19 protein-coding genes are annotated in these 17,453 nt (G+C 69.0%); 11 read left to right on the top strand and 8 right to left on the bottom strand.

The window, feature by feature from the left end; all coding sequences use genetic code 11:
• Positions 1-31 precede the first annotated feature (31 nt).
• Both ACEL92_RS18065 and ACEL92_RS18060 read right to left on the bottom strand, forming a co-directional pair.
• The gene (locus tag ACEL92_RS18065; RefSeq protein ID WP_374022072.1) at positions 32-613 is read right to left on the bottom strand and encodes a hypothetical protein; all 582 of its coding nucleotides are present in this window, start codon (positions 611-613) and stop codon (positions 32-34) included.
• Positions 614-708: 95 nt separating this feature from the next.
• A complete protein-coding gene (locus tag ACEL92_RS18060; RefSeq protein ID WP_374022071.1) occupies positions 709-1,458 on the bottom strand; it encodes an enoyl-CoA hydratase in 750 nt (249 codons plus the stop codon).
• Positions 1,459-1,501: 43 nt separating this feature from the next.
• Here ACEL92_RS18060 and ACEL92_RS18055 point away from each other — a divergent pair, with 43 nt between their 5' ends.
• Both ACEL92_RS18055 and ACEL92_RS18050 read left to right on the top strand, forming a co-directional pair.
• Positions 1,502-1,771: a DUF2277 domain-containing protein gene (locus ACEL92_RS18055; protein WP_374022070.1), complete on the top strand. Its 270-nt coding sequence runs from the start codon at positions 1,502-1,504 to the stop codon at positions 1,769-1,771.
• On the top strand, positions 1,768-2,328 hold the full coding sequence (locus ACEL92_RS18050) for a DUF1802 family protein (protein ID WP_374022069.1): 561 nt from the start codon (positions 1,768-1,770) through the stop codon (positions 2,326-2,328). Before ACEL92_RS18055 ends, ACEL92_RS18050 begins: the two co-directional genes overlap by 4 nt.
• Here ACEL92_RS18050 and ACEL92_RS18045 read toward each other — a convergent pair.
• Positions 2,287-4,002 carry a CocE/NonD family hydrolase gene (locus tag ACEL92_RS18045; protein WP_374022068.1) on the bottom strand — a complete coding sequence of 572 codons (1,716 nt, stop codon included), beginning with the start codon at positions 4,000-4,002 and terminating at the stop codon, positions 2,287-2,289. The two genes, ACEL92_RS18050 and ACEL92_RS18045, sit on opposite strands and share 42 nt — an antisense overlap.
• Positions 4,003-4,156: 154 nt before the next feature.
• On the opposite strand from ACEL92_RS18045, the gene ACEL92_RS18040 reads away from it, so the two are divergent.
• Positions 4,157-4,894, top strand: coding sequence for a polysaccharide deacetylase family protein (locus tag ACEL92_RS18040; RefSeq protein ID WP_374022067.1), 738 nt, complete (start codon positions 4,157-4,159; stop codon positions 4,892-4,894).
• Positions 4,895-4,902: 8 nt separating this feature from the next.
• Here the strand turns inward: ACEL92_RS18040 and ACEL92_RS18035 are convergent, their stop codons facing one another.
• Positions 4,903-5,490, bottom strand: a complete 588-nt coding sequence (locus ACEL92_RS18035) for a DUF3558 domain-containing protein (RefSeq protein WP_374022066.1) — start codon at positions 5,488-5,490, stop codon at positions 4,903-4,905.
• A 158-nt stretch (positions 5,491-5,648) separates the two neighbouring features.
• On the opposite strand from ACEL92_RS18035, the gene ACEL92_RS18030 reads away from it, so the two are divergent.
• Genes ACEL92_RS18030 through truB form a run of 3 tightly spaced genes read left to right on the top strand, consistent with a single transcriptional unit; the run spans position 5,649 to position 8,181 of the window.
• Complete coding sequence (locus tag ACEL92_RS18030) at positions 5,649-6,614, top strand: metallophosphoesterase (protein WP_374026263.1); 966 nt, start codon at positions 5,649-5,651, stop codon at positions 6,612-6,614.
• Positions 6,611-7,291: a 4'-phosphopantetheinyl transferase gene (locus ACEL92_RS18025; RefSeq protein WP_374022065.1), complete on the top strand. Its 681-nt coding sequence runs from the start codon at positions 6,611-6,613 to the stop codon at positions 7,289-7,291. The genes ACEL92_RS18030 and ACEL92_RS18025 overlap by 4 nt, the downstream gene beginning before the upstream one ends.
• Positions 7,288-8,181: a tRNA pseudouridine(55) synthase TruB gene (truB, locus tag ACEL92_RS18020; protein ID WP_374022064.1), complete on the top strand. Its 894-nt coding sequence runs from the start codon at positions 7,288-7,290 to the stop codon at positions 8,179-8,181. Before ACEL92_RS18025 ends, truB begins: the two co-directional genes overlap by 4 nt.
• Before the next feature lie 4 nt (positions 8,182-8,185).
• Here the strand turns inward: truB and ACEL92_RS18015 are convergent, their stop codons facing one another.
• Complete coding sequence (locus tag ACEL92_RS18015; RefSeq protein WP_374022063.1) at positions 8,186-9,004, bottom strand: SHOCT domain-containing protein; 819 nt, start codon at positions 9,002-9,004, stop codon at positions 8,186-8,188.
• 162 nt (positions 9,005-9,166) lie between these two features.
• On the opposite strand from ACEL92_RS18015, the gene ACEL92_RS18010 reads away from it, so the two are divergent.
• The gene (locus ACEL92_RS18010) at positions 9,167-10,357 is read left to right on the top strand and encodes a lipid-transfer protein (protein ID WP_374022062.1); all 1,191 of its coding nucleotides are present in this window, start codon (positions 9,167-9,169) and stop codon (positions 10,355-10,357) included.
• A 129-nt stretch (positions 10,358-10,486) separates the two neighbouring features.
• On the opposite strand, the gene mntR is transcribed toward ACEL92_RS18010, so the two are convergent.
• Entirely contained in the window at positions 10,487-11,179 is a 693-nt protein-coding gene (mntR, locus tag ACEL92_RS18005; RefSeq protein WP_374022061.1) for a manganese-binding transcriptional regulator MntR, read from the bottom strand.
• A 101-nt stretch (positions 11,180-11,280) separates the two neighbouring features.
• Here mntR and ACEL92_RS18000 point away from each other — a divergent pair, with 101 nt between their 5' ends.
• Positions 11,281-12,258, top strand: a complete 978-nt coding sequence (locus ACEL92_RS18000) for a bifunctional riboflavin kinase/FAD synthetase (protein WP_374022060.1) — start codon at positions 11,281-11,283, stop codon at positions 12,256-12,258.
• A gap of 23 nt (positions 12,259-12,281) precedes the next feature.
• On the opposite strand, the gene ACEL92_RS17995 is transcribed toward ACEL92_RS18000, so the two are convergent.
• Together ACEL92_RS17995 and ACEL92_RS17990 are read right to left on the bottom strand one after the other, a co-directional pair.
• Complete coding sequence (locus tag ACEL92_RS17995) at positions 12,282-12,767, bottom strand: SRPBCC domain-containing protein (RefSeq protein ID WP_374022059.1); 486 nt, start codon at positions 12,765-12,767, stop codon at positions 12,282-12,284.
• Positions 12,768-12,770: 3 nt separating this feature from the next.
• Entirely contained in the window at positions 12,771-13,112 is a 342-nt protein-coding gene (locus tag ACEL92_RS17990) for an ArsR/SmtB family transcription factor (RefSeq protein ID WP_374022058.1), read from the bottom strand.
• A 172-nt stretch (positions 13,113-13,284) separates the two neighbouring features.
• Here ACEL92_RS17990 and rpsO point away from each other — a divergent pair, with 172 nt between their 5' ends.
• The 3 genes from rpsO to ACEL92_RS17975 all read left to right on the top strand — a co-directional run bounded on the left by rpsO (position 13,285) and on the right by ACEL92_RS17975 (position 17,449).
• Complete coding sequence (gene rpsO, locus ACEL92_RS17985; protein WP_003878661.1) at positions 13,285-13,554, top strand: 30S ribosomal protein S15; 270 nt, start codon at positions 13,285-13,287, stop codon at positions 13,552-13,554.
• 306 nt (positions 13,555-13,860) lie between these two features.
• On the top strand, positions 13,861-16,116 hold the full coding sequence (locus tag ACEL92_RS17980; RefSeq protein WP_374022057.1) for a polyribonucleotide nucleotidyltransferase: 2,256 nt from the start codon (positions 13,861-13,863) through the stop codon (positions 16,114-16,116).
• Positions 16,094-17,449 (top strand): M16 family metallopeptidase, encoded by a 1,356-nt coding sequence (locus ACEL92_RS17975; protein WP_374022056.1) that lies wholly within the window; start codon positions 16,094-16,096, stop codon positions 17,447-17,449. The genes ACEL92_RS17980 and ACEL92_RS17975 overlap by 23 nt, the downstream gene beginning before the upstream one ends.
• Positions 17,450-17,453 lie beyond the last annotated feature (4 nt).

The following is a 17,453-nucleotide window of genomic DNA, read 5'->3' as shown; positions in this document are numbered from 1 at the left end:
CGCGGCGTGAGCTGCTGCGTCGCCGAGCGGGCTAGAACGCCCAGCTGCCCGAGCGCTGCAGCACGAACCCGTGGTCGCCGCTGGTGGTGTCCAGGCAGGCCACCAGGTTGTCGGCGCCGACGGCGCACGTGACGTTGAGGTACGTCAGCTTCTGACCGGCTCCCAACAACTTGCCGCCCGGCGACAGGGCCGCGTTGCTGCCGTCGCAGCCGCCGGAGGACATGCGGCTCAACTGGTAGCCGGGACCCTTGAACTCGGCGGAACCGACCAGGCAGTCGCCGGGGTGCGGGCGCCCACCGAGCACGGGCACGTCGTCGATCCCGGGCATGTCGCCCTTGCACTTGATGTCCTGTGACGGCTGCGGCGCGGGCGCCGGTCCGCCGTAGAAGTCACACGCCAGCGAGTAGGGGGTGGAGAAACTGATCCGCGGCGGTGTGCCCGGCCCGGAGCTGGCCAGGTAGCCGTCCGCCGGGACCAGCGCGAAACCGTCCAGGCTGGGAAAGCCCGGCGGTGGCTGCGCGGCCGCGCGCGGCGCCGCGGGCCCCGCGATCGCGCACGCGAGCGCCAGAGCGCCCACCAGGGCCCTCCCGGTGACATCGACGACCACACGCATCAGCTGATCGTATGGGTTGGCCTCAGTTCACCCATAAACCAGCGGCGATCAGAACCGAGCTAACCGCTGTGACCAGGCTTAATGCCGGCCAGTTGCTAGCGGACCTGGGCCCGCCCGCGCTGCAGCACCGCCTCGCGGTTGGCGGCGATGTCGTCCCCGCTGGTGCGGAACTGGCGGGCCGCCATCGCTTCCTGCCACAGGCCCGCGCTGGTCTGCGCGTCGTCGATCCGGTGATAGGACGCCAGCAGCGCGCGCACCGCGTCCTGGTTGTTCCCGACGATCGACGCCGCCACGGCGCGGGCGGTGCTCAACAGCGCTTCGTGCGGCACCACCTCGGTCACCAGGCCGGCGCGCAGCGCGTCGGCCGCCGACAGGTAGTCCCCGGTCATGCTCATCCGCCGGGCCAGCCCGACGCCCACCTTCTGCGGCAGCCGCACGCTCAGCCCCCAGGTGGGCAGCAGGCCCACCCGGGCGTGCGTGTCGGCGAACCGGGCGTTCTCCGAGGCGATCAGGATGTCACAGTAGAGCGCCAGCTCCAGCCCGCCGGTCACCGCGGCGCCGTTGATCGCACCGATGACCGGCTTGCTCAGCGGTGGCCACCGCGGGGAGATGTCCGGAAGCGCCGAGGAACCGCCCAGCTCCTTGAGGTCCAGCCCCGCGCAGAACACCGGGTCGGTGCCGGTGACGATGATGACATCGACGTCGCCGTCGGTTTCCGCGTCGGCCAGGGCCCCGAAGAACTGGTCCCGCAGCGCCGAGGACAGCGCGTTGCGGGACTGCGGCCGGTTGAGGGTCAGGGTGCGCACCCGCTCGTCGGTCTCGATCAGCAGGATGTCGTCGGTCATGAGTTCACCGTAAAGGGTCGCCGGCCGCGCCTATCGTTGAGGCATGTGCCGGAACATCACCGAGCTGCGGGGCCTGCAGCCGGCGGCCACGCCCGAGGAGATCGCGGCGGCGGCCCGCCAGTACGTGCGCAAGGTCAGCGGCATCACCCGTCCCAACGCGGCCAACACCGAGGCCTTCGAAGCCGCCGTCGCGGAGGTCACCGAGACGACCACGCGGTTGCTGGCGGCGTTGCCCCCGCGGCGTCAGCCACCCAAGACCGTCCCGCCGCTGCGCCGGCCCGAAGTAATCGCCCGGCTGGCCGGGGCGCAATGACGCTCACCGCCACCATGCCCGCGCTCAAGGAGTGGAGCGCGGCGGTGCATGCCCTGCTGGACGGGCGGCAGCAGGTGCTGCTGCGCAAGGGCGGCATCGGGGAGAAGCGCTTCGAGCTGGCCGCCGACGAGTTCCTGCTGTTCCCGACGGTCGCGCACAGCCACGCCGAGCGGGTCCGGCCCGAGCATCGCGACCTGCTGGCGGCGGCCGCCGCGGACAGCAACGGGGAGCGTCTGGTGATCCGGGCGGCGGCGAAAGTCGTTGCGGCCGTGCCCGTTGACCGGCCCGACGGCCTGCCCGCGATCGAGGACCTGCACATCTGGACCGCCGACTCGGTGCGCGCCGACCGGCTGGACTTCCGCCCGAAGCACAAGCTGGCCGTGCTGGTGGTGTCGGTGCAGCCGCTGGCCGAGCCGGTGGACGTCCTCCGCACACCCGACTACGGCGGCTGCAAAAGCTGGGTGGAGCTGCCCGTGCGGGCCCCGCTCGCGGCGCCCGTTCATGACGACGACGCGCTAGCCGAGGTGGCCGCCCGCGTCCGCCGCGCCGTTGGCTGACAGGTCGAGCGGGCCGACGGGCAGCAGCAGACGGGAACGCCCGTAGCGCACGGTGTGGGTGGCCGGCTTGGACTGCCGGCCTGTCAGGATCGGTTCGTCGGTGCCCAGGTTGCGCGCATAGCGGGGGAACCAGCTGCCGGCGATCAGCACCCGGATGCGTGAGCCGGCGCGGAAGCGGTGGGCGGTGCCGTCGAGCTCGATGCGGACGGTTTTCTTCGAGTTCTTGGCGGCGGCCGCCAACCGCCGGTAGCCGTCGCTGACATTTTTCGATCGGCCCTTGGCGTCGACCTCGCTGACCCGGACGAACAGGTCGACGTGGGGAATGTCCGCGCCGTGCGCCAGCTCGACCACCGGGCTCCCGTAGACGCACAGGTCGTGGGTGAGGGTGAGGCTGGTGAAGGCCAGCACGTCGTCGCGCGCGGCGAGCCGGCTGTCGTCGCGGTAGCCGCCGTTCGGCGACAGCAACGGGCCGCCCGTGGTGGGTGTCGGGTCGGCGGGGTCGTAGCGGAAGGTCGCCGGCGCCAGCCGCGTCAGGTCCGTCGGCGCCGTCTCGCCGAGGTGGCCGCCCGGCCGTAGGTACAGCGCGCGTTCGGTGGTGGCCGGCGGCCAGTCGGCCACGTGGCGCCAGCCCTGCCCGGTGACGCAGACCCGCACCCGGCTGGGTCTGGCCGCGGGCGCGCCGCCCAGGTGGGTGTCCAGCCAGTCCAGCGAATCCCGCATGCAGGTGCTCAGCCCGGTGGTGAGCACCTGACCGTGCGTCCAGGGGCCCATGGTGAGCGCGACGTCGACGCCCCGGCGGCGCAGATGCGCGTACTGCTGCAGCGTCTGCCTGACGAAGACGTCCTGCCAACCGCCGATCAGCAGCACGGGCGCGTCGACCCGGTCCAGGGCGTTGCCGCAGCGCAGCGCGTCCCAGAACGGATCACCGGGGTCGGTGTGCTCGACCCACGACTCGAACCACGGCGCGCCCGCCCCGAGCAGCGCGCGGGCGGTGTCGCCGACCGGGAGTCCAAGAGCCGCCTGCGCCACCCTGCTACGGTTCTGCAGCTGGCGCAGCGCGGACCGCGCCCTTACCGGATCCTCCTGGTGGGCCACCATGTCGCTCCAGCCCAGGAAGTCGTTGATGGCGAACGAGCCGGTGCCCCAGACGGATTCATTGAAATCGTGCGGCCCCACAGTGATGACGGCGGCGGCCAGCTCCGGCGGGGGATCGGTCAACAGCGCCCACTGGGTGAACCCGAGGTAGGACAGGCCGACGGTGGCGAAGCTGCCGGTGAACCAGGGCTGCTCGCGGAGCCAGGCCACGGTGTCGGCGCCGTCCGCGGCCTCGTTGGCCATCGGCTCGAAATCCCCGCCCGACCCGAACGTGCCGCGGACGCTCTGCAGCACGACGTGGTAGCCGCGGCTGGCGTACAGCGTCCCGAACAGCAGCGAGAACGGCAGGCCACGCCCGTAGGGCCCCCGGGCCAGCACGGTGCCGGCGGACGACACGGTCGCCGGCGCGTAATGATCGGCAACCAGCTGGACGCCGTCGCGCATGGGCACCCGCACGCGTTCGACGGTGTAGTCCGTCGTCGCCGGGCGCATCCCCAGCAGCCGGCCAACGGCGTAGGCGCCGACTCGTCTCAAGGTGCCCAGCGTAGGCTCCGCGTGTCGAACGGATGTCATGCTCACGACCAACAGGTTAGGCGTGATCGACCAGTCTTGGCCGCCGGCTCGCGGAGCTTCGGCGAAACGCCCCGTAAGCCACACAGGCCAGTCGGCCGTTTTCTCAAAGTTCAAGCTGCGTAACGTTTTCTGGCCTGCCGCGAGGGGTAGCTTTTGCGGTGTGCCAGACATCGAGCGGCGCAAGCTACTCGCTGCGATCGCGGGAGGTGTGGTCGCGGCGATAAGCCACGCGCCGGTGAGCAGGGCCGTGCCCGTCAGGTGGAACATCCCGGTCGGCCGGATCCCCCCGCCCACCGGCGTGCTTACCAGGCTGCCCGGCGACGGCAACCAGTTGGCCCTGACCGTCGACGACGGTGCCAGCGTGCCGGTCGTCGGCGCGTTCGCACAGTTCTGCCGCGACACCGGCACCCGGCTGACGTTCTTCGTCAACGGCGCCAACCCGTCCTGGTCGGTTAACGCGCCGGCGCTGCGTCCCCTGGTCGACTCGGGTCAGGTGCAGGTGGCCAACCACACCTGGTCGCACCCCAACCTGAGCCGGATGAGCTCCGCCGCGGTAGACGATCAGATCCGCCGCAACGCCGATTTCCTGCGCAACACCTTCGGTACCGACGGCGCCCCGTTCTTTCGTCCGCCCTTCGGCGCGCACAATCCCGACATCGACCGGGTGGCCGCCAACCAGGGGTACACCACGATCACCATGTGGAGCGGCACCGTCGGCGATTCAGCGCCGGAGAACGAAGCCAACTTGGTCGCCAACGCCGCGAAATCATTTCAGCCGCAACAGATCGTGCTCACCCACGCCAATCTTCCGACCATCACCCACTGCTACGGCCAGCTGACCGATCTGATCACCAGTCGCAACCTGCAAACCGTGACACTCAACGACGTTTTCGGGTAAGCGTCGGGCTAGAACTTGTAGTAAGGCGCCAGGTCATTGGCGCGCTGCAGATTGGTGGACATGCAGTCCACCTCGGGGTTCGAGTACACCGTTGAGTAGTACAGCGCCTGCTGCAGAACGCCGTAGCTGGTCTTGAACACGGTCATGCAGGAGTAGTACCAGTAGCTGTTGTGATAGGTCGGCTTGAGCACCCAGTACTGCGCGGCGCGGTGGCCCGCGATGGTGGTCTCGACGGCGTCCGGCGGCAGCGTCTCCTCGTAGGTGCGCCAGATGATCGGCTCGACGGCCACCTGATAGTTGCCCGCGTCGAAGTGGCAGCGCAGGCCGTCCTCGTGTTCGGGCGGTGTGAATCCCAGCCCGAGCCGCTGGATCACGTCGAACGGGATGTCCTCGCACGCGTCGAAGGGGCGCGGGTCCGTGGTCGCCACGATCGGGCTCTTCATCGTGGTCTCCATCGGCGCCGCGGTCGAGCGCAGCTCGACGCGCGCGGCGCCGCCCTCGGGCCCCGGCGCGGACCCCAGCCACCCCGCCGTGCCTGCGACGGCCGATGCGACCAGGGCGCCCACCGCCCCGATCAGACGCACCTTGGCGAACACGACACCCCCTGACGGCTCGGCGCTTCCTGCCGGGAGTGTACAAGTCGCGTCGGAGAGGCCACACGAAAACAAGAACACGTTCTAATGCAGCGGGCAAGGGCCCGTGCCGGCCGGCGCGGGACCGCGAGTCATTAGGCTGGTTAATCGTGGCTGGTCAAATTGCGGGGCACGAATCGCCCAACGGGGGACAACCGACGCTGTGGGCCGTCTCCGACCTGCACACCGGTCACCTCGGCAACAAGCCGGTCACCGAATCCCTGCACCCGTCCTCCCCGGACGATTGGCTGATCGTCGCCGGCGACGTCGCCGAGCGCACCGACGAGATCCGCTCAGCCCTCGACCTGCTGCGGCGCCGCTTCGCGAAGGTGATCTGGGTGCCCGGCAACCACGAGTTGTGGACCACGACGCGCGACCCCGTGCAGATCTTCGGCAAGTCCCGCTATGACTACCTGGTCAACATGTGCGACGAGATGGGCGTCGTCACCCCCGAGCACCCCTTCCCGGTGTGGACCGAGCGCGGCGGTCCCGCGACCATCGTGCCGATGTTCCTGCTCTACGACTACAGCTTCTTGCCCGAGGGGGCGACGGGCAAAGCCGAGGGCCTGACCATCGCGCGGGAGCGCAACGTCGTCGCGACCGACGAGTTCCTGCTCTCGCCGGAGCCGTATCCCACCCGCGAGGCCTGGTGTCAGGAGCGGCTCGCCGCGACGCGGGCCCGCCTCGAGCAACTCGACTGGATGACGCCGACGGTGCTGGTGAACCATTTCCCGCTGGTGCGTGAGCCCTGCGACGCGCTGTTCTATCCCGAATTCTCGCTGTGGTGCGGAACCACCAAAACCGCCGATTGGCACACCCGGTACAACGCCGTCTGCTCCGTCTACGGACACCTCCACATCCCCCGCACCACCTGGTACGACGACGTGCGCTTCGAGGAGGTGTCGGTGGGTTACCCGCGGGAGTGGCGGCGCCGCAAGCCGCACAGCTGGCTGCGCCAGGTGCTGCCCGATCCGCAGTACCCGCCGGGCTACCTCAACGATTTCGGCGGCCATTTCGAGATCACTCCCGAGATGCGGCAGCAGGCCGCGCAGTTCCGGGACCGGTTGCGGCAGCGGCAGTCTCGATGACCGAGCAGTTGCTGGTCTCCGCGGTACTGCCCGATATGGCCGGGCTGGCCTACTGCGAGCTGTATTCCGACCCGCCGGACCTGGCGCCGCTGCCGGAGGAGGAGCCGCTGATCGCTAAGTCGGTGCCCAAGCGGCGCAACGAGTTCATCACCGTTAGGCACTGCGCGCGCGTGGCGTTGGGCGAGCTGGGCCTGCCGCCGGTGCCGATCCTCAAGGGCGAGAAGGGCGAACCATGCTGGCCCGACGGCGTGGTCGGCAGCCTCACCCACTGCACGGGGTACCGCGGCGCGGTCGTGGGCCGCACCGGGGCGGTGCGCTCGGTGGGCATCGACGCCGAACCGCACGACGTGTTGCCCGACGGCGTGCTGAACGCGATCAGCCTGCCCGAGGAGCGCCACGAGCTGGCGGCGTTACCCGCGGGCCTGCATTGGGATCGAATCCTGTTCTGCGCCAAGGAAGCAACGTACAAAGCCTGGTTTCCGTTGACCAAGCGCTGGCTGGGTTTTGAGGACGCCCACATCGTGTTCGACCTCGACCCGCCCGACGGCGGGACCACCGGGGTGTTCGTGTCCAAGATCCTGATCGACGGGCAGGCACTCGACGGCCCACCGTTGACCGCGCTGAGGGGCCGGTGGTCGGTGGATCGGGGGCTGGTGCTGACCGCCATCGTGCTATGACGTCGAGCCCCGTCGGTCCTGGATTGGTCGTCGTCGACAAACCGGCCGGGATGACCAGCCACGACGTGGTGGGGCGCTGTCGACGCATCTTCGCCACCCGCAGGGTGGGGCACGCCGGCACGCTGGACCCGATGGCCACCGGCGTGCTGGTGATCGGCGTGGACCGCGCCACCAAGATCCTCGGCCTGCTGACGGCGGCCTCGAAGTCGTACGCCGCCACCATCCGGCTCGGCCAGACCACATCCACCGAGGACGCCGAAGGGGAAGTGCTGCACAGGGTTTCGGCCGCGCACCTGACGCGCGGCGAGATCGAGGCCGCGGTTGCCGGCCTACGCGGTGAGATCGACCAGGTGCCGTCGGCGGTCAGCGCCATCAAGGTGGACGGCCGCCGCGCCTACCGGCTGGTTCGCGAGGGCCAGACCGTTGAACTCGCGGCCCGGCCGGTCCGCATCGACCGGTTCGAGGTGTGCGACGTCCGCCACGACGGCGCCGTCGTCGACGTCGACGTCGAGGTCGACTGCTCGTCGGGAACCTACGTTCGCGCGTTGGCCCGCGACGTCGGCGCCGCGCTCGGCGTGGGCGGGCATCTGACCGCCCTGCGGCGCACGCGGGTTGGGCGCTTCACGCTGGAGCGGGCCCGCTCGCTCGACGACCTGGCCGAGCACCCCGCCCTGTCGCTGACCCTCGACGAGGCGTGCCTGCTGGTCTTTCCCCGCCGCGACCTGACCGCGGAAGAGGTCGAGGCCGCAGCCAACGGGCGCGCGCTTTCGCCGGCCGGCATCCAGGGCGTCTACGCCGCCTGCGACGTCGGCGGCCGGGTGACCGCGCTGCTGCGCGACGAGGGCTCACGGACCAAGTCGGTGGTGGTGATCCGCCCTGCCACGCTCTGAGGCGTCACAGGCGACTGAGCAGTTCGGCCTTCTTCGCGGCGAACTCCTCGTCGGACAGGATGCCGCGCTCGTGCAAACCGGCCAGTGACTCGATGGCCGCGACGATGGCCTGGGAGTCCTCCGGTGGGCCGGCAGGTTGTTTGGCTGCCGGTGCCTCGGGTGGGAGCTGCACCTCGGGCGTAAGTTGCGGCGACGGGCCGGACTGGTATTGCGCTTGGTGGCCCTGTGCGGGTGGCGCCGCTTGGGACTGCGCCGCCTGGTGGCCACCGACCTCATGCAGACTCGACACGCCGAAGGTGCCGAACTGGCTGGTGAAGCTCACCGAGCTGTAACCGGCGCCCTGCTGCTGTTGCACACCACCGATTTGGTGTTCGCCGGTATCGAAAACCCTTGTGACGCCGTTGATGTGGATCGCCAGCCGCCGCGTGCCCGGGAAGAACGCGTAGCGCACCTCGTTCTGTCCGCCGACCGAGCTCGGTATCCCCAGGTCGGCCGGCCACCAGTTGTTCGAGGCGAATGCCGCCGGGGAGTGTGGGGGCGCGGCCGGAAACACGGCGGTGGTGGCCAGCAGGTGGGCTAACTCGTTGCACAGCGCGTCGACGCGGGCCTTGAGCGCGTTGTCGAACATGTTGCCGACCATCGTCATGCCGCCCCGCATCCATTGCCCGTTGCCGCCGAGTTCGGGGATGGAGAATTGGGCCATAGTGCCGCCCCCGATGCGCAGTGCGACAAGCATCGAAAGCACCGCTTCTTGAGAGAGCCCATGGCGCTGGGCGATCTCGGCGATCGCGCTGGCGGCCTCGGGAGTAACCGTCGCCTTCATGGTCGTGATCTTTCGTCGTGGGTTCTGGTTCGAGCCTACGCAAAGTGGGTCGAAAGAGGATGGGGTGACGGCGTCGCAAGCGGGCTTCCGGCCCGCCAACCCGCGCGGCTAAGCTGCCGAACAGGCAGGTGTCAAAATTCCACCGCTCGGAAGGCGCGAGCTATGTCCAACAAGGTGTACGTCGTCGGCGTCGGCATGACCAAATTCGAGAAACCGGGCCGCCGCGAAGGCTGGGACTACCCCGACATGGCGCGCGAGTCCGGAACCAACGCGCTGACCGACGCGGGCATCGACTACCGCGAGGTGCAGCAGGGCTATGTCGGGTACGTCGCCGGCGATTCGACGTCCGGGCAGCGCGCCCTCTACGAGTTGGGCATGACGGGGATTCCGATCGTCAACGTCAACAACAACTGTTCGACCGGCTCCACCGCGCTTTTCCTGGCGGCCCAGGCCATCCGCGGCGGGATCGTCGACTGTGCTATCGCGCTGGGCTTCGAGAAGATGCAACCCGGGTCGCTGAGCGGGGGCGCCCAGGACCGCGAATCCCCGATGGGCAAGCACGTCAAGGCGATGGCGGAGATCGACGAGTTCGCGATGCCCGTGGCGCCCTGGATGTTCGGCGCCGCGGGCCGCGAGCACATGCGCCAATACGGCACCACCGCAGAGCATTTCGCCAAGATTGGCTATAAGAATCACAAGCACTCGGTCAACAACCCGTTCGCGCAGTTCCAGGAGTCCTACACGCTCGACGACATCCTGGCGGCGCGGATGATCTCCGACCCGCTGACCAAGCTGCAGTGCTCGCCCACCTCCGACGGCTCGGGCGCGGCCATCCTGGCCTCGGAGGGCTTCGTGGACAGCCACGGGCTGGCCGGCCAGGCCGTGGAGATCGTCGGTCAGGCCATGACGACCGATTTCGAGTCGACCTTCGACGGAAGCGCCAAGAACCTGATCGGCTACGACATGAATGTCCAAGCGGCGCAACAGGTTTACGATCAATCCGGGCTGGGACCCGAGGACTTCCAGGTGATCGAGCTGCACGACTGCTTCTCGGCGAACGAGTTGCTGCTCTACGAGGCGCTGGGGCTGTGCGGCCCGGGTGAGGCGCCCAAGCTGATCGACAACGGCGACACCACCTACGGCGGGCGCTGGGTGGTCAACCCGTCGGGCGGCCTGATCTCGAAAGGTCACCCGCTGGGCGCGACGGGGCTGGCGCAGTGCGCCGAGCTGACCTGGCAGCTGCGGGGCTCCGCGGACAAGCGCCAGGTCGAGGGCGTCAGCGCCGCACTGCAACACAACATCGGTCTGGGGGGCGCGGCCGTCGTGACCGCCTACCAGCGCGCCGAGCGCTGACCGCGCCAGGGAACCAACGCCGAACGTGCACTCAGCGCGAAAAATCGGCCGAGAAATCGCAGTGAATGCACGCTCGGCGCGCTGTGGGGCAAAACGCTCGGCGCGCTGTGGGGCAAAGCGCTCGGCGCGCTAAGCGACCACCCAGATCGCCCGCGCGGCCGGGCTGCCCAGGTCGACAGTCGTCTCGGCGCCATCACCCGAGTCGATCGCGACCGAGATCATTCCCGCGAATTCCCTGCGGGTCAGGACCCGCAGCTGGGAGTCGAGGTTGATGCCGACGTCGGCGAAGTAACGCAGCATCTGCGGGTCGGCGTCGGAGATGCGGGCGACCGTGCCGGTGTCGCCGTCGTCGCACGCCCAGAGCTGACGCGCCGGCGGCGTGGGCACCTGCCCGTCCGAGGCCGGGATGGGATCCCCGTGCGGGTCGCGCTGCGGAAAGCCCAACTTGGCGTCGATGCGGGCGACCAGCCGGTCCGACACCGCGTGCTCGAGCACTTCGGCCTCGTCGTGCACCTCGTCCCAGCCGTAGCCGAGCTCGTTGACCAGGAACGTCTCCAGCAGGCGGTGCCGGCGCACCATCGCCAACGCCGCCCGCCGGCCCGCCTCGGTGAGCGACACGGCGCCGTACTTCTCGTGGTCGACCAGGCCCTGTTCGGCCAGTTTGCGGATCGACTCCGAAGCCGTGCTGGCCGACACCCCGATCTTCTCGGCCAGCATCTTGGTGCTGACCTTTTCCACCGACCATTCCTGCGCGTTCCAGATGGCCTTCAAATAATCTTGGCCGACCGCGGTGAGAGCGCCACGCTCGTCGTCAGCCTTCACAACCAGAGAGTTTAGGCAACCCAAGCCTGATCGTGTGCTCCTCGCCACCGTCGCGCGGGCGGATCTCCCGGCAGAGGGCCGCGCGCCGTAGGCTTGCGGTCGTGCAGCGGTGGCGCGGCCAAGACGAGATTCCCACGGACTGGGGCAGGTGCGTGCTCACCATCGGTGTGTTCGATGGTGTGCACCGCGGCCACGCCGAGCTGATCGCGCATGCGGTGAAGGCCGGCCGCGCCCGCAACGTCCCGACCGTCCTGATGACCTTCGACCCGCACCCGATGGAAGTGGTCTACCCGGGCAGCCATCCGGCGCAGCTCACGACGCTGACGCGGCGCGCCGAGCTGGTCGAGGAGATGGGCATCGACGTGTTCCTGGTGATGCCGTTCACCAGCGATTTCATGAAGCTGACGCCGGAGCGCTACGTCCACGAGCTGCTGGTGGAGCACCTGCACGTGGTGGAGGTCGTGGTGGGGGAGAACTTCACCTTCGGCAAGAAGGCGGCGGGCAACGTCGAGACGCTGCGGCGGGCGGGGGACCGGTTCGGCTTCGCGGTCGAGGCCATGTCGCTGCTCTCGGAGCACCACAGCAACGAGACGGTGACGTTCTCGTCCACCTACATCCGGTCCTGCGTCGACGCCGGCGACGTGGTGGCGGCCATGGAGGCGCTTGGCCGTCCGCACCGCGTCGAGGGCGTCGTCGTGCGGGGCGAGGGGCGGGGCATGGAGCTGGGATTCCCGACCGCCAATGTCGCGCCGCCGATGCATTCGGCGATCCCGGCCGACGGCGTGTACGCCGCCTGGTTCACCGTGCTCGGGCACGGTCCGGTGACCGGTACCGTCGTCCCGGGCGAGCGTTACCAGGCCGCGGTGTCGGTCGGCACCAACCCGACCTTCTCCGGGCGCACCCGCACCGTCGAGGCCTTCGTCCTGGACACTACGGCCGACCTCTACGGCCAGTACGTGGCGTTGGACTTCGTCGCGCGCATCCGCGGGCAGCGCAAGTTCGATTCGGTGAAGGACCTCGTCGACGCGATGGGCAAGGACACCGAACGGGCCCGCGTCACCCTCTCGGCCCAGGACTGATTCGCAGGAGGCGGCAGGCGGCGTCAGGCGGCGACCAGGTCGTCGATCTGGTTGATGGCCGAAGAGGCGCCCTCCACGACGCCCATGTCCAGCACCTGCTGAAGCGCCTCGGCGGAGGAGTAGGTGCTCACGTAGGTCGCGCGGGTGCCGCCGTTGTGCTCGGCGAACGTGTAGACATTCCTCGAGACCGGGAGGTCGGGGTTCGGGTTGAAGTCCAGGTCGGCGAAGCCGTCGAGGAAGGAGAAGCTCGTCGGCTCGTCCACGGCCGTGATCTCCCAGTACCCGGCGTACTTCTCGCCGTCCGGGCCGGTCATGAAATAGGTTGTGCGACTGCCCGGTGTGAGGCTGTGGTCGACGACGGTCGCCGGGTGGGAAGGCGGCCCCCACACCTTTTCCAACTGACGCGGGTCGGCGTACACCTGCCAGATTCGGGCCACCGGCGCGGCGAAGTCCGCCGTGATGGTCAGCGTCAGGTTGTCCGGGTCGTGCTGGACGTCGGTCACGGGCATGGTTCAGTCCTCCTGTTTTGAGTCGGATGCGATGAGTTCGTCGACACGGGCGATGCGATCCCGCCAGAGGGATTCGAGCTCGGTGAGCATCGCGGCCACTGACCGCACGGCTCCCACGTCACCGCTGGCCAGCTGCTCGCGGCCGCTTCGTCGTTTGGTGAGCAGGCCAGCCTTTTCCAGCACGACGACGTGCTTCTGCACCGCGGCGAAGCTCATGTCGTACTTGAGTGCCAGCGCGGAAACCGAGTGCTCCCCGGCCAGTGTCCGGCGCATGATGTCGCGCCGGGTTCGGTCGGCGAGGGCGTGGAACATTGCGTCCACCCGGTCTTCCTGGTCTACGGTCACCCGGCTAACCTACAACCAAATGGTTGTATGTTGTCAAGGGCTCGGACGCTTGGCCTGCGATTTCGGTAGACGTCGCCGCCGCTGATAGACTCGCCAGCCGATACGGCGTGTGCTGCAGTCCGCGGCGGCCACGCACAGATTTTTTGCGGCACCGATTGATGGAGATGTTTTCGTGGCGCTGACCGCCGAGCAAAAAAAGGAAATCCTGGGCACCTACGGCCTGCACGACACCGACACCGGTTCCCCGGAGGCGCAGGTCGCGCTGCTGACCAAGCGCATCGCCGACCTCACCGAGCACCTGAAGGTGCACAAGCACGACCACCACTCGCGGCGCGGCCTGTTGCTGCTGGTCGGGCGCCGGCGCCGGCTGCTCAAGTACGTCGCCCAGATCGACGTCGAACGGTACCGCTCGCTGGTCGAGCGCCTGGGCCTGCGCCGCTGACCCGGGCCTACTGACCGCTACGCCCACCCGTGTAGAGTGGGAGCGTTCTGGGCCGGTTCGGCCCGAGCGAACGGTGCGGCCTCGCAGATCCGCGTGCGCCGTTCCAGCGTGTCATGACGGGAGCAGCCCGGTCTGTATCGGGCGGTCTTCGGTAGTGGCTGCCGGGCTCCCCGGATCTGGGGCAGGTCGGCCGCTTCGATCGACGGCCGTAGCCGCATCCAGACTTTTTCCTCTCGTAGGAAGCTCTCGGGTTCAAGCGTGACGACGCGAAAAAGCTGAATACCCAGAGAGGCCGTACGGACACCTATGTCTGTCGCTGAAATTGAAGAAGGCGTGTTCGAGTCAACCGCCGTTATCGACAACGGGAGCTTCGGCACCCGCACCATCCGTTTCGAAACCGGTCGGCTGGCCCAGCAGGCCGCCGGCGCCGTCGTCGCCTACCTCGACGACGAGAACATGCTGTTGTCGGCGACCACCGCCAGCAAGAGCCCCAAGGAGCACTTCGACTTCTTCCCGCTGACCGTGGACGTCGAGGAGCGGATGTATGCCGCCGGCCGCATCCCCGGTTCGTTCTTCCGTCGCGAGGGCCGGCCCTCGACCGACGCCATCCTGACCTGCCGGCTCATCGACCGGCCGCTGCGCCCGTCGTTCGTGTCGGGGCTGCGCAACGAGATCCAGGTCGTGGTGACGATCCTGAGCCTTGACCCCAACGACCTCTACGACGTCCTGGCGATCAACGCCGCGTCGGCCTCCACCCAGATCAGCGGCCTGCCGTTCTCCGGACCCATCGGGGGCGTGCGGGTGGCGCTGATCGACGGCACCTGGGTCGCGTTCCCCACCGTCGAGCAGCTCGAGCGCGCCGTGTTCGACATGGTCGTCGCCGGCCGCAAGGTGGATGGTGACGTCGCGATCATGATGGTCGAGGCCGAGGCCACCGAGCACGTCATCGCGTTGGTCGAGGGCGGCGCCCAGGCGCCGACCGAAACCGTGGTGGCCGAAGGCCTGGAGGCCGCCAAGCCGTTCATCGACGTGCTGTGCACCGCGCAGCAGGAGCTGGCCGACGCGGCCGCCAAGCCCGTCAGTGAATACCCGACGTTCCCGGACTACCAGGAAGACGTCTACTACGCGGTGGCCTCGCTGGCCACCGACGAGCTGGCCAAGGCGCTGACCATCGGCGGCAAGGCCGAGCGCGACGCGCGCACCGACGAGCTGAAGGCCGAGGTGGTCGCGCGGCTGGCCGAGACCTACGAGGGCCGGGAGAAGGAGGTCAGCGCCGCGTTCCGCTCGCTGACCAAGAAGCTGGTCCGCCAGCGCATCCTGACCGACCACTTCCGCATCGACGGCCGCGGCATCACCGACATCCGCGCGCTGTCGGCCGAGGTCGCCGTGGTGCCACGGGCGCACGGCAGCGCGCTGTTCGAGCGCGGCGAGACCCAGATCCTGGGCGTGACCACGCTGGACATGGTCAAGATGGCCCAGCAGATCGACTCGCTGGGGCCGGAAACCTCCAAGCGCTACATGCACCACTACAACTTCCCGCCGTTCTCCACCGGCGAGACCGGCCGCGTGGGTTCGCCCAAGCGGCGTGAGATCGGGCACGGCGCGCTCGCCGAGCGGGCCCTGATCCCGGTGCTGCCCAGCGTCGAGGAGTTCCCGTACGCGATCCGGCAGGTGTCGGAAGCGCTGGGCTCCAACGGCTCGACGTCGATGGGATCGGTGTGTGCCTCCACGCTGGCGCTGCTGAACGCCGGCGTGCCGCTCAAGGCGCCGGTCGCCGGCATCGCCATGGGGTTGGTCTCCGACGACGTCGAGGTTGACGGCAAGACCGAACGCCGCTTCGTCACCCTGACCGACATCCTGGGCGCCGAGGACGCGTTCGGCGACATGGACTTCAAGTGCGCCGGCACCAAGGACTACGTCACCGCGCTGCAGCTGGACACCAAGCTGGACGGGATCCCCTCGCAGGTGCTCGCGGGTGCGCTGGCGCAGGCCAAGGACGCTCGCCTGACGATTCTCGAGGTCATGGCCGAGGCCATCGACGCCCCCGATGAGATGAGCCCCTACGCGCCCCGGGTCACCACCATCAAGGTCCCGGTGGACAAGATCGGTGAGGTGATCGGCCCCAAGGGCAAGGTCATCAACGCCATCACCGAGGAGACCGGCGCGCAGATCTCCATCGAGGACGACGGCACCGTGTTCGTCGGGGCCACCGACGGGCCCTCGGCGCAGGCCGCCATCGACCGGATCAACGCCATCGCCAACCCGCAGCTGCCGACCGTCGGCGAGCGGTTCCTGGGAACCGTCGTCAAGACAACCGATTTCGGTGCGTTCGTGTCGCTGCTGCCGGGACGCGACGGGCTGGTGCACATCTCCAAGCTGGGCAGGGGCAAGCGCATCGCGAAGGTCGAGGACGTCGTGAACGTCGGCGACAAACTGCGGGTCGAGATCGCCGACATCGACAAGCGCGGCAAGATCTCTCTGGTCCTGGTGGAGGAAGACAGCTCGGCTTCGGCCGACGCCCCGGCGGCCGCACCTGCCGATGCCGCGACCGCCAGCAGCTGAGCGCGCCGCGGCGTTACGCCGCGGCAAGCACACCCCTGAGGTCGAAACCTCGACCGCACTGCGTCGCAGCACGCTTCCGGGCGGCCTGCGCGTCGTCACCGAGTACCTGCCGGCGGTGCGTTCGGCCTCCGTCGGGGTCTGGGTCGGCGTCGGATCGCGCGACGAGGGTGCCACCGTGGCGGGCGCCGCGCACTTCCTCGAGCATCTGTTGTTCAAGTCGACGCCGACGCGCAGCGCCGTGGACATCGCGCAGGCGATGGACGCCGTCGGCGGGGAGCTGAACGCCTTCACCGCCAAGGAGCACACCTGCTACTACGCCCACGTGCTGGACAGCGACCTCGAGCTGGCCGTCGACCTGGTGGCCGACGTGGTGCTCAACGGTCGCTGCGCCACCGAGGACGTCGAACTCGAACGCGACGTGGTGCTCGAAGAGATCGCGATGCGCGACGACGACCCCGAGGACGCGCTGGGCGACATGTTCCTGAGCGCGATGTTCGGAAACCACCCGGTGGGCCGGCCGGTGATCGGCACGGCGCGGTCCGTGTCGTCGATGACCCGGGCCCAGCTGCACTCCTTCCACGTGCGGCGCTACACGCCCGAACGCATGGTGGTCGCGGTGGCCGGCAATGTCGACCACGACGAGGTGGTCGCGCTGGTGCGCGAGCACTTCGGACCGCACCTGGTTCGCGGGCGCCGGCCGATCGCCCCGCGCAAGGGCGCAGGACGGGTGACCGGACGGCCCGGGCTGATGCTGGGCAACCGGGATGCCGAGCAGACCCACGTCTCGCTGGGCGTGCGCACCCCTGGGCGTGGCTGGCGGCACCGCTGGGCGCTGTCGGTGCTACACAGCGCGCTGGGCGGCGGCCTGAGTTCCCGTCTGTTCCAAGAGGTTCGGGAACTACGCGGGCTGGCCTACTCGGTGTACTCCACCGTGGACATCTTTGCCGACAGCGGCGCGCTTTCCGTCTATGCCGCCTGCCAGCCCGAGCGGTTCGCCGAGGTGATGCAGGTGACCAACGAAGTCCTCGAGACGGTGGCCCGCGACGGCATCACCGAGGCGGAGTGCCGCATCGCCAAGGGGTCGCTGCGGGGCGGGCTCGTCCTCGGCCTGGAGGATTCCAGCTCCCGGATGAGTCGGCTGGGCCGCAATGAACTGAACTACGGCGAGCACCGCAGCATCGAGCACACCCTGCGGCAGATCGACCAGGTGACCGTCGAGGAGGTCAACGCGGTGGCCCACCGGCTGCTCAGCCAGCCGTACGGCGCCGCGGTCCTGGGCCCGTATCCCTCCAAACGGTCACTGCCCCAACAACTTCGGGCGATGGTAAATTAGCCCC

The sequence above is a fragment of the Mycobacterium hainanense genome (assembly GCF_041890355.1).
Lineage (GTDB): Bacteria > Actinomycetota > Actinomycetes > Mycobacteriales > Mycobacteriaceae > Mycobacterium > Mycobacterium hainanense.
The sequence above is the reverse complement of the archived record's forward strand: the minus strand, read 5'-3'. Positions and strand labels throughout refer to the sequence as shown.

Excerpts from the sequence above, each read along its gene's own strand:
- ACEL92_RS18065 (WP_374022072.1), bottom strand. The coding sequence starts at position 613 with ATGCGTGTGGTCGTCGATGTCACCGGGAGGGCCCTGGTGGGCGCTCTG.
- ACEL92_RS18060 (WP_374022071.1), bottom strand. The coding sequence starts at position 1,458 with ATGACCGACGACATCCTGCTGATCGAGACCGACGAGCGGGTGCGCACC.
- ACEL92_RS18055 (WP_374022070.1), top strand. The coding sequence starts at position 1,502 with ATGTGCCGGAACATCACCGAGCTGCGGGGCCTGCAGCCGGCGGCCACG.
- ACEL92_RS18050 (WP_374022069.1), top strand. The coding sequence starts at position 1,768 with ATGACGCTCACCGCCACCATGCCCGCGCTCAAGGAGTGGAGCGCGGCG.
- ACEL92_RS18025 (WP_374022065.1), top strand. The coding sequence starts at position 6,611 with ATGACCGAGCAGTTGCTGGTCTCCGCGGTACTGCCCGATATGGCCGGG.
- truB (WP_374022064.1), top strand. The coding sequence starts at position 7,288 with ATGACGTCGAGCCCCGTCGGTCCTGGATTGGTCGTCGTCGACAAACCG.
- ACEL92_RS18015 (WP_374022063.1), bottom strand. The coding sequence starts at position 9,004 with ATGAAGGCGACGGTTACTCCCGAGGCCGCCAGCGCGATCGCCGAGATC.
- ACEL92_RS18010 (WP_374022062.1), top strand. The coding sequence starts at position 9,167 with ATGTCCAACAAGGTGTACGTCGTCGGCGTCGGCATGACCAAATTCGAG.
- ACEL92_RS17995 (WP_374022059.1), bottom strand. The coding sequence starts at position 12,767 with ATGCCCGTGACCGACGTCCAGCACGACCCGGACAACCTGACGCTGACC.
- ACEL92_RS17980 (WP_374022057.1), top strand. The coding sequence starts at position 13,861 with ATGTCTGTCGCTGAAATTGAAGAAGGCGTGTTCGAGTCAACCGCCGTT.
- ACEL92_RS17975 (WP_374022056.1), top strand. The coding sequence starts at position 16,094 with ATGCCGCGACCGCCAGCAGCTGAGCGCGCCGCGGCGTTACGCCGCGGC.